12 protein-coding genes are annotated in these 13,509 nt (G+C 70.0%); 7 read left to right on the top strand and 5 right to left on the bottom strand.

Features of this window, described 5'->3' with window-relative positions:
* Positions 1 to 147 precede the first annotated feature (147 nt).
* From ACIBVN_RS42760 to ACIBVN_RS42735, 6 genes are read left to right on the top strand one after another with little or no spacing between them, the layout of a single operon-like run.
* Positions 148 to 333, top strand: a complete 186-nt coding sequence (locus ACIBVN_RS42760) for a hypothetical protein (RefSeq protein ID WP_397146022.1) — start codon at positions 148 to 150, stop codon at positions 331 to 333.
* Positions 334 to 349: 16 nt separating this feature from the next.
* Positions 350 to 1,975 (top strand): daptide biosynthesis intramembrane metalloprotease, encoded by a 1,626-nt coding sequence (gene mpaP, locus ACIBVN_RS42755; protein WP_397146021.1) that lies wholly within the window; start codon positions 350 to 352, stop codon positions 1,973 to 1,975.
* Positions 1,976 to 2,032: 57 nt separating this feature from the next.
* Complete coding sequence (gene lanKC, locus ACIBVN_RS42750) at positions 2,033 to 4,528, top strand: class III lanthionine synthetase LanKC (protein WP_397146020.1); 2,496 nt, start codon at positions 2,033 to 2,035, stop codon at positions 4,526 to 4,528.
* Between the two features lie 13 nt (positions 4,529 to 4,541).
* Positions 4,542 to 5,459, top strand: coding sequence for an ABC transporter ATP-binding protein (locus tag ACIBVN_RS42745; RefSeq protein WP_397146019.1), 918 nt, complete (start codon positions 4,542 to 4,544; stop codon positions 5,457 to 5,459).
* Between the two features lie 3 nt (positions 5,460 to 5,462).
* Positions 5,463 to 6,197 carry a hypothetical protein gene (locus tag ACIBVN_RS42740; protein ID WP_397146018.1) on the top strand — a complete coding sequence of 245 codons (735 nt, stop codon included), beginning with the start codon at positions 5,463 to 5,465 and terminating at the stop codon, positions 6,195 to 6,197.
* 23 nt (positions 6,198 to 6,220) lie between these two features.
* Positions 6,221 to 7,315: a DegT/DnrJ/EryC1/StrS family aminotransferase gene (locus ACIBVN_RS42735; RefSeq protein WP_397146017.1), complete on the top strand. Its 1,095-nt coding sequence runs from the start codon at positions 6,221 to 6,223 to the stop codon at positions 7,313 to 7,315.
* On the opposite strand, the gene ACIBVN_RS42730 is transcribed toward ACIBVN_RS42735, so the two are convergent.
* Together ACIBVN_RS42730 and ACIBVN_RS42725 are read right to left on the bottom strand one after the other, a co-directional pair.
* Positions 7,310 to 7,909, bottom strand: a complete 600-nt coding sequence (locus tag ACIBVN_RS42730) for a dTDP-4-dehydrorhamnose 3,5-epimerase family protein (RefSeq protein WP_397146016.1) — start codon at positions 7,907 to 7,909, stop codon at positions 7,310 to 7,312. The two genes, ACIBVN_RS42735 and ACIBVN_RS42730, sit on opposite strands and share 6 nt — an antisense overlap.
* Entirely contained in the window at positions 7,902 to 9,119 is a 1,218-nt protein-coding gene (locus tag ACIBVN_RS42725; RefSeq protein WP_397146015.1) for a methyltransferase domain-containing protein, read from the bottom strand. Before ACIBVN_RS42725 ends, ACIBVN_RS42730 begins: the two co-directional genes overlap by 8 nt.
* Before the next feature lie 48 nt (positions 9,120 to 9,167).
* Here ACIBVN_RS42725 and ACIBVN_RS42720 point away from each other — a divergent pair, with 48 nt between their 5' ends.
* Entirely contained in the window at positions 9,168 to 10,442 is a 1,275-nt protein-coding gene (locus tag ACIBVN_RS42720; protein ID WP_397146014.1) for an NDP-hexose 2,3-dehydratase family protein, read from the top strand.
* Here ACIBVN_RS42720 and ACIBVN_RS42715 read toward each other — a convergent pair.
* From ACIBVN_RS42715 to ACIBVN_RS42705, 3 genes are read right to left on the bottom strand one after another with little or no spacing between them, the layout of a single operon-like run.
* Positions 10,393 to 11,379, bottom strand: a complete 987-nt coding sequence (locus ACIBVN_RS42715; protein WP_397146013.1) for an NAD-dependent epimerase/dehydratase family protein — start codon at positions 11,377 to 11,379, stop codon at positions 10,393 to 10,395. The two genes, ACIBVN_RS42720 and ACIBVN_RS42715, sit on opposite strands and share 50 nt — an antisense overlap.
* A complete protein-coding gene (locus tag ACIBVN_RS42710) occupies positions 11,376 to 12,206 on the bottom strand; it encodes a DivIVA domain-containing protein (protein WP_397146012.1) in 831 nt (276 codons plus the stop codon). Before ACIBVN_RS42710 ends, ACIBVN_RS42715 begins: the two co-directional genes overlap by 4 nt.
* Positions 12,203 to 13,321 (bottom strand): globin domain-containing protein, encoded by a 1,119-nt coding sequence (locus tag ACIBVN_RS42705; protein ID WP_397146011.1) that lies wholly within the window; start codon positions 13,319 to 13,321, stop codon positions 12,203 to 12,205. Before ACIBVN_RS42705 ends, ACIBVN_RS42710 begins: the two co-directional genes overlap by 4 nt.
* Between the last annotated feature and the right edge of the window lie 188 nt (positions 13,322 to 13,509).

Genomic DNA, 13,509 nt, shown 5'->3' with positions numbered 1-13,509 from the left:
GTTTTTTTCCTTTTTTGCCCTTTATCTCCACGTGCGGCCACCGTTTTTTTTTTTTTTTTCTGTCGCTCTTTTTTTGTTTACAAACGTTTGGGGGGGGGGGGGGCCCCCCCCCCCACCGCACCTCACCCCCAATCGTGAAGGTGAGGCATGATGAACTCGACTGTGGTGTGGTGCATCGCCGCGAGCGTGGTGTGCGCCCTGGCGCTCCTGGTGATCCTCAACGTCGGCATGCCGGAACCGCTGCGGATCACTCTGATGATCATCGATGTGGTCGCGCTCCTGGCTTTCCTCGGCCTCCTGGTCGCCGCAGCCCTCGGCCAGCGCAATGGTTGACCAGGGCACGAGCACCGTGCTGAGACAAGAGCCGGACCCCGCGGTCCCCGCCAGACCGAGGCTCGCCGAGGGTGTCCAGGTGCACCCGCCGTCGGCGGAGGGCGCGCTGTGGATCATCGAGCGGCCCGGTTCCTACATGAGGGTGGGAGCGGACCTCGCCAAGCTCGCGGGCGCACTCGACGGCGCCCGCGACCACGCGCAGCTCCAGTCCTACCTGGGCGCACAGTGGACCGGCGAGTCGCTGGCCTACGCGCTCGGTCAGCTCAAGCGGGCCGGGCTCCTCGACGACGGGCTGCGCAAGCCGCGCCGCGTCCGGTGGGTGAAATACGTTCCACCGCTGACCCTGCAGGTCACGCTCCTTCGCCCCGATCGCCTGCTCACCGCCTGCGCGCCGCTGTTCGCCGCGCTGGCCAAGCGCGGCTGGGGCCTCGTCGCGGCGGTGCTGGCGCTCGGCGGTCTGGCCGGGCTGGCGCTCATGAGCGGGACGCTGATCGACACGCTGAGCGGCCCGCTCCCGATGCCGGTGTACGCGGGTGTGGCGGTCGCGACCTACGCCGTCATCGTGCTGCACGAGTTCGCCCACGCCGCGGTGCTCACCTATTACGGCGGGCGAGCGAACCGTATGGGGTTCATGCTGCTCTACCTGCTGCCCGCGTTCTTCTGCGACGTCTCGGACGGCTGGCGGCTGGCCGAGCGGCGGCAGCGCGTCAGGGTGGCGCTGGCAGGCGCAGCCACCCAGTTCGTGGCCGCCGGGTCGGCGTCGCTGGCCGCGCTGTTCACGCCGGGTTCCGACCTGCGGACCGGCCTGCTGGTCTTCTCCGCACTCAACTACGGCAGCGGGCTGCTCAACCTGCTGCCCTTCATCAAGCTCGACGGCTACCTGGCGCTGATGAGCCATCTGGACATCCCCGACCTGCGCAAGCGAGCGATGATCGACGCCCGGCGGTACACCGCCAAGCTGCTGTTCGGCGGGCGATACGAGCGGGAGCTGCCGCAGGTGCGGTGGGCGGTGCCGTACGGGCTGGCCTGCCAGCTCTTCCCGATCTACCTCGTCGGCGGGCTGGCGCTCTCGCTCTGGGGCGACCTGCTGCAGAGCTTCGGCGTCGCCGGGACGGTCGCGCTGCTCGTCGTCGTCGGCCTGCTCATCGGCCGCCTCTGCCACGGCTTCGTGGTGCGCATGCGTGAGGCGAGGCAGGCGGGCGCGCCGGCGTGGCGGGCCGCCCTCGTCACGCTGGCCGTCGCCGGCGGGGTGGCCGCGCTGCTCGCACTGGTCCAGGTTCCCTACTCGGTGAGCGGCGGCTACCGCTACCACGCGGGCAGGGCCGATCTGGTGCTCACCACCGACCCGGGTCCCGACGTGCTCAAGACGGGTGCGACCGTCCGGCTGCTGCGTAACGGGGTGGTGTTCAAGGAGCGCGTCGGCACGGCCAGGATCGCCGGGACCCAGGCACGTGAGATCTCCGTGCCGGTGTCGGTCCTGCTGCCGGTCCGCACCGACCGCGAGCTGCCCGGCACCGTCTCCGGCTACCCGCTGGAGGTGACGACGGCGCCGCCGGACAGCCAGGGCGTGGCCCGGATCGAGGCGGGCCACCGGCCACTCGGCGTCTGGCTCTACCGCACCTATGTCTCTGCCGCCTGGTGACGAACGGGAGTAACAGTCATGGAGTTCATGCGATACATGGAGCACTCCCCTCCGGGCGTGCCTTTCTACGATGTCGTCGAGCGGGGCGCCGACCTCGAGTTCGCGCTCACCCGGCAGCCCGCGCCGCCGGACTGGCACCGCACGGAGAACTCGGAATGGGCCATTTATCGGGCGCCCGCCGAGAACCTGTTGAAACAGGGCTGGAAAATACACGCGTCGGCCACGCCGGAAAACGCGGAGAAGATCCTCGAGACGGTATGGAACTATTGCGTGCCGCGGCAGTTCAGTTTCAAGTTCCTGAAGTCCCCGAGAATTCTCGCCGCCAGGAACGGCAAATACGGTGAGCGGGGCAGCGCGGGCAAGTTCATCACCGTCTATCCCGCCGACGACCGGCAGCTCGAACAGATTCTGCGCGAGCTCGGCCAACTGCTGGAGGGCGAGCGCGGGCCGTACATCCTGAGCGACCTTCGCTGGCGCTCCGGACCGCTCTACGTGCGCTACGGCGCGTTCATCGAGCGCACCGTCAAGGGCGAGAACGGCGAGACCGTCTACTGCATCGAGGACCCGGACGGGCGGCTCGTGCCCGACGTCAGGGGGCCGTCGTTCCGCCCGCCGGAGTGGGCGGTCCTGCCCGACTGCCTCCAAGAGGCGGTGGCGAACCGGAACAAGGGGACGCTGCGCGACTTCCCCTTCCGCGCGACCAAGGCCTTCCACTTCTCCAACGGCGGCGGCGTCTACTACGCCACCGACACCACGACGGGCGAGGCCGTCGTGCTGAAGGAGGCCAGGCCGCTGGCGGGGCTCGACCAGCAGGGCCGCGACGCGGTCGCCCGGTTGGAGCAGGAGCACTGGGCGATGCGGAAGCTGGAGGGGCTCCCGTGGATCCCCAAGGTCATCGACTACCGCATCGGTCACGAGCACTACTTCCTGGTCCGCGAATACGTGGAGGGCCAGCCGCTCGCCAAGGAGATCGACCGCCGCAATCCGCTGATGCGCGAGCGGCGCGGCGCCGGGGACTTCGCCGCCTACGCCGCGTGGGCGATGAAGATCATCGCAACGGTCGAGGAGGCCATCGAGGCCATGCACGAGCGTGGCGTGGTCTTCGGTGACCTGCATCCGGCGAACATCCTCCTCCGTGCCGACGACACGATCGCCTTCATCGACCTGGAAGCCGCGACGGAGGCGAGCGAGAACGCCACGCAGCCGATGGCCGCGCCCGGTTTCGTCGCCCCGCCCACTTACCGGGGCACCGCCATCGACCGCTACTGCCTCGCCTGCCTGAAGATCGCGTTCTTTCTGCCGATGACCCCGTTGCTGCCCTGGGGCGCCGACAAGGGCGAACGCCTGCTCAAGGCCATCACCGAGCACTTCCCGCTGCCCGACGGCTTCGCCGGGCAGGTACGCGCCGATCTGGGCCCGGACGGCCACTGGGCGCCCCTGGTGGGCCTGACCGCCGCGCCGCCGGCAGTGAGCTGGCCGGAGGCCGGCCCCGGCGCCTGGCCCGAGCTCAGCGCGGGCATCGCGGGCGGCATCCTCGCCACGGCCACCCCCGAACGCGCCGACCGCCTCTACCCCGGCGACATCGGCCAGTTCCTCGGACCCCACGGCGGGGTGAACTTCGCCCACGGGACGGCGGGCGTCCTGTGGGCGCTGCGGCAGTCCGGCGTGGACTTCCCGGAGGAGCACCTGCGGTGGTTCGCCGACCGCGCGCGCTCTCTCAAGGAGGCGCCGCCCGGCTTCTACGACGGCTGGTCCGGCATCGCCTACGCCATGGACGACCTGGGGCTGGCCGAGGAGGCCCGCGGATGCCTCGACCGGGTCCGCGAGCTGGGGCCGGAGCAGATGCCCGTCGGCGGGCTGTACTCCGGGGTGCCGGGAGTGGGCCTGACACTGCTGCACTTCGCCGCGAAGACCGGCGCCGAGGAGCTCCGCGAGGAGGCGGGGACGCTGGCCGAGTGGCTGATCGAGCACCCGCTCCCGCTGCGTGGCCCGGTCCTGCCCGGCCTGATGCACGGTGGCGCGGGCATCGCGCTGTTCCTGCTCCGCCTGTACGAGACCAGTCCCGATCCCCGGCTGCTCCGGCACGCCGAGGCTGCGTTGCGCCGCGACCTGAAGGTGGCGGGCGTGGGCGGGCCGACGCCGCCGATGGACGCGCCGTGGCGTGCGCCGGTGCTCGCCGCCGGTGGCGCGGGCCTGGCCCTGGTGGCGGACCTGCTGGTCGCACACCACCCGGATCCTGAGCTGATCGAGCTACGCGACGAGCTGCGCCGCAGGGTCGACAACCACGTCGTGACGGGCGCCGGGCTGTTCAACGGCCGGGCGGGCGTCGTGCTGGCCATGGCGAACCTGACCGGGACCGTACGCGCGCGCCACCTGAACGACCTGGCCTGGCACGCCGTGGCACGTGACGGGCACATCTCGTTCATCGGCGAGCAGGCACTGCGGCTGTCCGCCGACCTGGCCACCGGCGCCGCCGGCGTGCTCTTCGCGCTCCGCTGCGCGCTCAACGACGACCGCGCAAGCCTTCCCTTCTTGCATCCCAGAAACCTGTAAGAGAGGACGAATAATGAAACCGATGTTAAAGGCGGAGGGCCTTACCAAGCGGTACGGCCCGGTGGTCGCGCTGAGCAACGCCACGTTCGCCGCCCGATCGGGGGCCATCACCGGCTTCCTCGGCCCCAACGGCGCGGGCAAGTCGACCACGATGCGCCTGTTCCTCGGGCTCGACAGGCCCACCAGCGGGGCGGCGCTCATCGACGGCAAGCGCATCGACGAGTGGCCCATTCCGGCCAGGAAGATCGGCGCGGTGCTCGACACGCAGTGCGCGCACCCCAGCCGCAGCGCCATCGACAGCGTGCGGTGGGCGGCCAAACTGGCGGGGGCGGGCCAGGGACAGGCCGAGAGCCTCCTCGACCGGGTGGGGCTGACCGACGTGGCGGGGCAGCGGGTCGGCCGGTTCTCGCTCGGCATGCGCCAGCGCCTGGCCCTGGCCATCGCCCTGGTGGGCAACCCCGAGATCGTCGTGCTGGACGAGCCGATGAACGGGCTCGACCCCGACGGCATCGCCTGGCTGAAGGCACTCCTGCGGCAGTTCAGGGATCAGGGCAGGACGATCTTCCTCTCCAGCCACCTGCTGGCGGAGATGGAGGACCTGATCGACGACCTGGTGGTGATCGCCCAGAGCAAGATTGTCGGCGCGGGCTCCGCCGAGTCGTTCATCCAGCGGTTCCAGGCCAACACGGTCAGCGTCGAGTGCGACAACCCGGAGGCGCTGAGCGCCGCCATCTCGAAGGCCGGCGGCCGGGTGCTCGGCGTCGTCGGCACGCAACGACTGCAGGTCACCGGGGTCACCGCCGTCATGGTCGGGCAGATCGCCAGGGACAGCCGCATCGCGATCTTCGAGCTGAGAGAAGAGCGCAATCTGCAGAGGGCCTTCGCGCAGGCGACCGCCGACAAGACCGGCATCAGAGGAGAGGTGGGCTAAGCCATGTCATTCGCCAATCTCTGGTCGGCGGAGATCATCAAATTCCGCACGCTCAGGAGCTACCTGATCACCGTGATCGCGTCGATCGCCGTCGCCGGCATCGCCGCCGCCTTCGTCGGCACCGGAGTCGACGCGAAGGGCAACATCCCCGGGATGGGCACGTCGATCCAGGCCGTCGCCTTCCCCATGGAAGTGGTCATCTACGCGATGATGGTGCTCGGCGTGCTCATCGCCACCGGCGATCTGCGCAGCGGCACCTTCCGCATCACCTCGATCATGTCGCCCTGGCGCCGGCAGGTGCTGACGGCCAAGTTCACCGCGGCCGCGGTGATCGCGCTCGGGGTCGGCGTGGTGTCGACGGTCCTGGCGTACGTGGGCGGGCTGCTGACCGGCGGCAGCGGATACTCGCCGCTGAGCGGCGACGGCGGGCTGCTCGTGCTGGCGACCCTGATCGCGGTGCCGCTGGCCACCATCCTCGGCACGGCGGTCGGGCTGCTGCTCAGGAGCACCGCGGGCGCGGTCGCGCTGCTGCTGGTGTGGGCGCTCGGGATCGAGGCGATCTTCGCCTACACCGTCCCGCCGATGGTCGTGGCGTTCCTGCCGTTCAAGACGGTCGGGGCGGCCGTCGCGAACCTGCCGCTCGGCCCGCTGCCCGGACTGGGAATGTTCACCCTGTACGTCGCGATCGCCACCGGTCTGGCGATCTTCGTGTACGAGCGACGCGATCTCGGTACGTGACGACACCTCAGGAGGGCAAGCTCATGCACGTCTGGGATTACCTGGCCGAGTACCACGCCGAGCGAGAGGACATCCTCGACGCGGTCGAGCAGGTCCTCGAATCCGGCAGGCTCATCCTCGGCCAGAGCGTGCTGGGCTTCGAGTCCGAGTTCGCCGCGTACCACGGCCTGCGCCACTGCGCGGGGGTCGACAACGGCACCAACGCGATCAAACTCGCCCTGCAGGCGCTCGGCGTGGGCAAGGGTGACGAGGTCATCACGGTGTCCAACACCGCGGCGCCGACCGTCGTGGCCATCGACGCGGTCGGCGCCGTCCCGGTCTTCGTCGACGTGCACCCCGGCACGTACCTCATGGACGTGGATCAGGTGGCCGCCGCCATCACGCCCAGGACCCGCTGCCTGCTGCCCGTGCACCTGTACGGGCAGTGCGTGGACCTGGCGCCGCTGCGGCGCCTGGCCGACCGGCACGGCCTGGTGATCCTGGAGGACTGCGCGCAGGCGCACGGGGCACGCCGGGACGGCGTGATCGCCGGATCCATGGGCGACGCCGCCGCCTTCTCCTTCTATCCGACCAAGGTCCTGGGCGCCTACGGCGACGGTGGCGCGGTCGTCACCGACGACAACGCGGTGGACCGCGCCCTGCGCCGGCTGCGTTACTACGGGATGGAGGAGCGCTACTACGTCGTGGAGACGCCCGGCCACAACGCCCGGCTGGACGAGCTCCAGGCGGAGATACTCCGCCGCAAGCTACGCAGGCTCGACGGCTACATCGCCGGGCGCCGGGCGGTGGCCGCGCGCTACGCCGACGCGCTCGGCGACACCGACCTGGTGCTGCCCGCCACCGCGCCGGGCAACGACCACGTGTACTACGTCTACGTCGTACGGCACCCGCGCCGCGACCAGCTCATCCAGGCCCTCGAGGACGAGGGCATCCACCTCAACATCAGCTACCCATGGCCGGTGCACACGATGACGGGCTTCGCCCATCTGGGCTACCGGCCGGGCAGCCTGCCGGTGACCGAGCGCCTGGCCGGGGAGATCTTCTCGCTGCCGATGTATCCCTCGCTGTCGCGGGAGAATCAGGAACGGGTGATCTCGGTGTTGCGGAAGGTGCTATGACCAGGCATCCCGCACCGCCTCGCACGCGGCGTGATCGGGCAGCAGACCACGCTCCGCGGCCTGCGCGAACGTGGGCGCGGCACGGTCGCGCTCGGACAGCACGAGCTCCAGGTCCCGCGGCAGCGGCAGGCCGAGCTCCGGGTCCAGCACCGAGAGTGCCAGCTCGTTGCGCGGCTCGTACTCCTCTGACAGCAGGTAGGAGATGACCGTGTCGTCCTCCAGTGCCACGAAGGCGTGCCCGACGCCGGGCGGCAGGTAGAGGGCGCAGTGGCCGCTCCCGCTCAGCTCCACCTGGTCCACCCGGCGAAAGGTCGGCGACCCGAGCCGCAGGTCGACCACCAGGTCGAGCGCCCTGCCGCGGACGCACCGCACGTATTTGGCGGTGCCCGGCGGCGCCAGCGTGTAGTGCAGGCCGCGCACCACGCCGCGTCTGGAGGTGCTCTGGCTGGCCTGCGCGACGGGGAAGAGCGGATGCCCGAGCGCGGCCACGAAGTCGGCGCGCTGGTAGGCGGTGACGAACTCGCCGCGCTCGTCGGCGTAGGCCACCGGCTGGAAGGCGAAGGCGCCGCGCACCTCGAGCTCCCGGCTAAGCAACGTGGACCTCCGGCACGTAGCGGATCCACTGCCCGCCCGCCTCGCGGAACTCCTGCTCCTTGGCCATGATCTCCTCGGCATGGTTCCAGGCGAAGAGCACCGCGTAGTCGGGGTAGGGATCGCGGAAGGCCTCGGGCCCCCTGATCGGGATGTGCGAGCCAGGAGTGAGCCTGCCCTGCTTGGCCGGGGTGGTGTCGACGATGAACGGGATCAGGTCAGGCCCGATCCCGCAGTAGTTGAGCACGGTGGCGCTCTTGGCGGTGGCGCCGTACCCGGCGACGCTCGCGCCGCGCTCGCGCAGCTCGGTGAGCAGCGCGACCAGGCGGTCACGGGTGTCCGCGGCACGGCCCGCGAAGGCACGCAACGCGTCCGCGTCCGCGATGCCCTGCGCGTCCTCGTCGGCGAGCAGGTCACGCACGGCGGCGCTCTGCTCCCTGGCCCCCTTTCTGGCCAGCGTGTATCTCACCTCTCCCCCGTGGACGGCCAGCCGCTCGACATCGACGAGCTCCAGCCCGTACGGCGCGGCCATCCGCTGCACCGAACCAGCGGAAAAGAGAAAGAAATGCTCATCGTAGATCTGATCGAAGGAGGTCAGGCGGACGACGTCGCCCAGATAGGGGTCCTCGAACACGAAGACGCCCTGGGGACCGAGCAGCGTGGCCACGCCCTGCAGGATCGAGCCGACGTAGGGGATGTGGCACAGCGTGTTGGCCGCGTAGATCACATCGGCGGGCCCGTCGGCGGCGCGGATCCGCTCGGCGACGCCCGACTCGAAGAACTCCTTGCAGACCCGCACCCCCTGGGCGGCGGCGCGGTCGGCGACGCCTCCCGACGGCTCCACGCCCAGGTGCCTGACGCCGGCGCGGGCGAGGTTGCCGAGCATGACGCCGTCGTTGCAGCCCAGCTCGACCACGAACGGATCACTCCATCCGCTCATGACGCGCTCGGCGAAGGCGGCGAAGTGCTCGCGCATCACCGACGAGCCCGAGGACAGATAGGGATAGCCGTCGTGGAACATACGTGCACGCGGCACCTCCTCCATGAGTTGCACCATGGAGCACGAACCGCATACGCCGACGGCGAGCCGGAAAAAGAACTCCTCCCGTTGTTCCGCCGGCACCCTAAACGCGTCGGACAAAGGCTGCCGCCCGAAGTCGGCGACCTGTTCAAGTCGCCCCGAACAGATCCGGCAACGCACATCAATTTCCATGACGCCACTATATGTGGCGCTTGTTTACGCGTATAGGGTGGGCCGAATATGAATGTCCTTCGCTGGCTTTCCGCACACGGCTCGATGAAAGCCGAAAGAATTCCACTGGACGAACTCACCGGCTGGCGCCGTGACCGCGGCACCGGCAACCTGGTGCATACGAGCGGGAAATTCTTCAGCGTCGAAGGGGTGGACGTCCACCACCCCGAGGGACCCGTGTCGCGGTGGGCGCAGCCCATCATCAACCAGCCCGAGGTGGGCGTGCTCGGCATCCTCATGAGACGGCTCGACGGCGTCCCCCACCTGCTGCTTCAGGCCAAGCACGAGCCCGGCAACGTCAACGGGGCCCAGCTGTCCCCGACCGTGCAGGCCACCAGGAGCAACTACACGCGCGTGCACGGCGGGCGTCCCGTGCCGTACCTGGACAGGTTCCGCTCGCCGGACGGGCGGGTGCTGAGCGACGTGCGGCAGTCGGAGCAGGGCAGCTGGTTCTACCGCAAACGCAACAGGAACATGGTCATCGAGATCGCCGACGACCTCGCGCCGTCGCCCGGCTTCCGCTGGCTGGCCCTGGACGACGTGCTCGACCTGCTGTCGGTGCCCGACGTGGTGAACATGGACACCAGGACCGTGCTGTCCTGCCTGCCGCCGTCCGTGTGGGGGGACGATCACGCCATGCCCGGCCGTTCCCGGCACGACATGGGCGAGATCCTGAGCTGGATCACCCAGCGGCGCTCGACGATCGAGATCCACGTCGAGCGGATACCGCTCGACCGGGTCGGCGGCTGGCGGAGGGAACACGGCACGATCTCCCACGAGACGGGCAGGTACTTCGCCGTCATGGGGGTGAGCGTGACCGCCAGCGACCGTGAGGTGGGCGCCTGGACGCAGCCGATGATCGAGCCGACCGCGCCCGGGGTCGTGGCGTTCCTGCTCAACTGGTTCGACGGCGTGCCGCACGTGCTGGTCAGGGCCCGGGTCGAGCCTGGCTATGCCGATGTCGCCGAGCTGGGGCCGACCGTGCAGTGCGCCCCCGCCAACCACGACACGCCTCCGCCGTTCCTGGAGGAGGTGCTCGGCACGCCGCCTGGCCGGGTGCTCTTCGACACCATGTTGTCGGAGGAGGGCGGGCGCTTCTATCACGCGCGCAACCGCTACCTCATCGTCGAGACCGACGCCGACCACGCGCACCCGGACTTCCGTTGGGTCTCCCTGCCGCAGCTCACCGAGCTGCTGCGGCACAGTCACTACCTCAACGTGCAGGCCAGGACGCTCATCGCGTGCTTGTACAGCGTGGTGCGAGAGATGGCCGCAGCGCGTTAGCCACGGTTTCCGCGAGTCCTTCGTCCAGCTCGACGCGCGGGCTCCAGCCGGTCACGGCGGTGAAGCGCGACGCGTCGATCTCGACGTCCAGGAGGTCGCCTGAGGTGGCGTGCGCGGGCGGCGGCACGGATCGCAGCGGCACGGGACTGCGGCCCGTGTGCTCGCCGACCGTCCTCGCGACCAGCCCGAACAGGGTGGCGACCGGCACCGGACGTCCCGTGCCCACCACCCAGTGCCGTCCCGCCAGCGTGCCGGCGTGGTCGAGCGCGGCCACCAGGGCGCCTGCCGCGTCGCGCGCGTGCAGCAGGTCGCGTTTCATCCGCCCGTCTCCCCACATCTGCAGCGGCTCGCCGGTCAGGGCACGGCGCACCATGGCGGACACCACGCCGCGTTCTGCGCCGTCGGGGCGGCAGCCGTACACGGTGGGCAGCCGTACGGAGACGCCACGCACGAGTCCGTCCGACGTCGCGCGCATGAGCGCGGTCTCGGCGGCCAGTTTCTGCCGGTCGTAGAGGCTTGCCGGGCGGTCCGGTTCGGTGCCGTCGATGCGGCCCACCGTGCCTGACTGCGACGTCGAGCCGGCGAACACCACGACCGGTCTCGCGCGCCGGATCGCGGCGAGCACGTCGACCAGGATGCCGACGTTGACCCGCTCGCCCGCGTCGTCGCCCTCGGCCACGCGCCAGGCCCGCGCGCCGTCGTGGCGGGCCACGAGGTGGAAGACGGCGTCGGCGCCCGCCACCGCCGAGGCGACCTGGTCCGGCGCGGTGAGGTCCGCCGCGGCGGTCTCCGTCTCCGCCCTGCCGGTGAGCCGCGGCGGCTCACGCGAGGCGACCAGGCGCAGTCTGATGTCCCTGTCCGCGAGCAGGGCGGCGACCTGCGAGCCGATCAGCCCCGTGGCCCCGAGGACCACGACGAGGCGTCGGTACGCGGTCACGCCGGGCCGCCGCCGATCCCTTCCGCCGTCTCCCACTCGTCGAGGTTCATCAGCATCAGCTCGAAGTGGTCGCGCAGCTTGCCGCGATACGTCTGGTTGGCCGCGCGCAACCGGGCGATCTCGCGTCCCAGCGCCTCGTCACTGTCGATGCCCTGCTCGTCGGCCGCCTTGGCCAGCATCGTGCCGCGCCTGAGCAGGGCGTCCTCGATCAGCTCCCGGCTGTAGCGCTGGGCGTCCTGGATGTACTGGTCGGCGGTCTGCTGGGCCTGCGAGAGCAGGCTCGCGGCGTATACATGCGCCTCCTGGACACGGTTGGCCACCGCACGCGACGCGGCCTGCTCGTTCGGGTCGACGCGCGCCAGCCCGGTCTCCCTGGGCTTGGCCTGCGGCTGCTCCTTGGGAGGTGCGGCGGGCTCCGGCCGGCTCTCCGCCTGCCGCGTCGCGGCGTCACGCAGCAGCTTGACCTCGGCCTCCAGTGCCTTCTTCTCCTGCGTCAGCCGTACCAGCTCGGCCTCGACCCGATCGAGGAGGTTGTTGACCTGGTGCTCGTCCAGGCCGCGCTTGCCCAGTGGGGCACGGCGGAACACCACCGAACGCAGCACCGACGGGCTCAGCCGCTCAGCGGGGAGGTCGTCGCCCCGCGCCTGGGGCTCGTCCCACTGCGGCTCCTCCCAGGCGTCCTCCTGCCATCCGTGGTTGTCGCCGCCGGCATTGCTGTTGTCGCCGGCCGTTTCCTCGCCCCACGGCATCAGGTCCTGGGCCGCGCCGTGCCCGTTGCCGTTCAGCGACTGGCCCGGCGGGGGAAACGGTTCCATCGAGTCATTCATGTGGCAAACCTCCGGGAAGGCGTGACGGCGGTAGCGAATCTCTCCAGTCGGATGCGGTTGTCGCTGAAGCCGTTCGCCCGCAGCATGGCCACCGTGTTGTCGACCATGCCCGGCGGGCCGCACACGTAGGCGTCGTAGCCCTCCCAACGGCCATAGCGGCTGACGGCCTCGCCCACAGTGCCCGTGGTGGCCACGTTCTGGTCCTCCAGCTCCGACAGCGCCGCGCGCACAGTGAGCCAGGGGAACTTCTCCTCCCAGCTACGCAGCACGTCGAGGTCGTACAGCCCTTCGGGCTCGCGCGCACCGGCGAACACCGACACCCACGGCGGCACCGGCAGCTTGGTGACGTGCTCGAGAACGGCTTTGATCGGGGCGAACCCGGTGCCGCCCGCGATGAGCAGGATGTTGCGCCCCGTGTTCGGGTTGAGCGTGAGGGTGCCGACGGGTGCGCCCAGCTTCACGACCTCGCCCTCACGTACGTCGCAGACAAGCGCGCGGCTCACCGCGCCGCCCGCCTTGACGTGCAGCTCGATCGTGTTGTCGCGGCGCGGCACGTTGGCCATCGAGTAGTAGCGCCACATGTTGGGCCACTGCTTGACCGCCACGGGCGCAGACTGTCCTGGGACGTACTTGAAGGGCCGGTCCACCAGCAGCCGCAGCACCGCCACGTCCACGCTTCTCCGCTCGTGGCTGATCACCTCGGCCGTCCAGTACGGGGGTCGGAGGCTGGCGTCCTGCCGCGCCCCTTCCGCCAGCGTCCGGGTCAGCAGGGACAGGAAGTCCCGCCACTCCTCCTCGATCGCCTCATTCCACACATTTCCCGAAAAGCGCTGCATGGTGTGCACCAGGCTGGCGCTCCACTGCTCGTAGTGCTCGCCCTGGATGCCGAACTTCCGGTGGCTACGCGCGAGCTGGTGCAGGTAAGGCGTGATCTCCGACAGGTTCTGCGCATGCTCCACGGCGTACGACAGCGCCGTCATCAGCCGCTCGCGCTGGCGGCGCATGTGGACGGGGAACAGCTCGCGCAGCGCGGGCGCGCGGAGGAACAGGTCAGAGAACAGGTAGAGCGGCACGTTGTCGCCATATTTGGCGACAAGCTCAAAATTAGCTTTCACTTGGGTGAACGCGGGGGCGCTTGCGCCATGGGGCGACAGCTCTACGCTCGTGCCCGGCATTAGGCCTCCAGCCTCTGTCAACGCTCGACTTGCCACAAGTCTCGCGCCGGCCGGGGCAGGCTTGTAGTCGCCTGAGTCATGGGCCCCATATGACATCTGTCAGGTCACGCTCACCATGGAGAACCGCC

This window comes from Nonomuraea sp. NPDC049400 (genome assembly GCF_044466425.1).
Classification (GTDB): Bacteria; Actinomycetota; Actinomycetes; order Streptosporangiales; family Streptosporangiaceae; genus Nonomuraea.
Note: the sequence above shows the minus strand (reverse complement) of the source record. Positions and strands in the feature narration are given on the sequence as shown.

Bases quoted from the DNA above. Each gene is read 5' to 3' on its own strand.
- ACIBVN_RS42760 (WP_397146022.1), top strand. From the start codon at position 148: ATGATGAACTCGACTGTGGTGTGGTGCATCGCCGCGAGCGTGGTGTGC.
- ACIBVN_RS42740 (WP_397146018.1), top strand. From the start codon at position 5,463: ATGTCATTCGCCAATCTCTGGTCGGCGGAGATCATCAAATTCCGCACG.
- ACIBVN_RS42710 (WP_397146012.1), bottom strand. From the start codon at position 12,206: ATGAATGACTCGATGGAACCGTTTCCCCCGCCGGGCCAGTCGCTGAAC.
- ACIBVN_RS42735 (WP_397146017.1), top strand. From the start codon at position 6,221: ATGCACGTCTGGGATTACCTGGCCGAGTACCACGCCGAGCGAGAGGAC.
- ACIBVN_RS42745 (WP_397146019.1), top strand. From the start codon at position 4,542: ATGAAACCGATGTTAAAGGCGGAGGGCCTTACCAAGCGGTACGGCCCG.
- ACIBVN_RS42720 (WP_397146014.1), top strand. From the start codon at position 9,168: ATGAATGTCCTTCGCTGGCTTTCCGCACACGGCTCGATGAAAGCCGAA.
- ACIBVN_RS42725 (WP_397146015.1), bottom strand. From the start codon at position 9,119: ATGGAAATTGATGTGCGTTGCCGGATCTGTTCGGGGCGACTTGAACAG.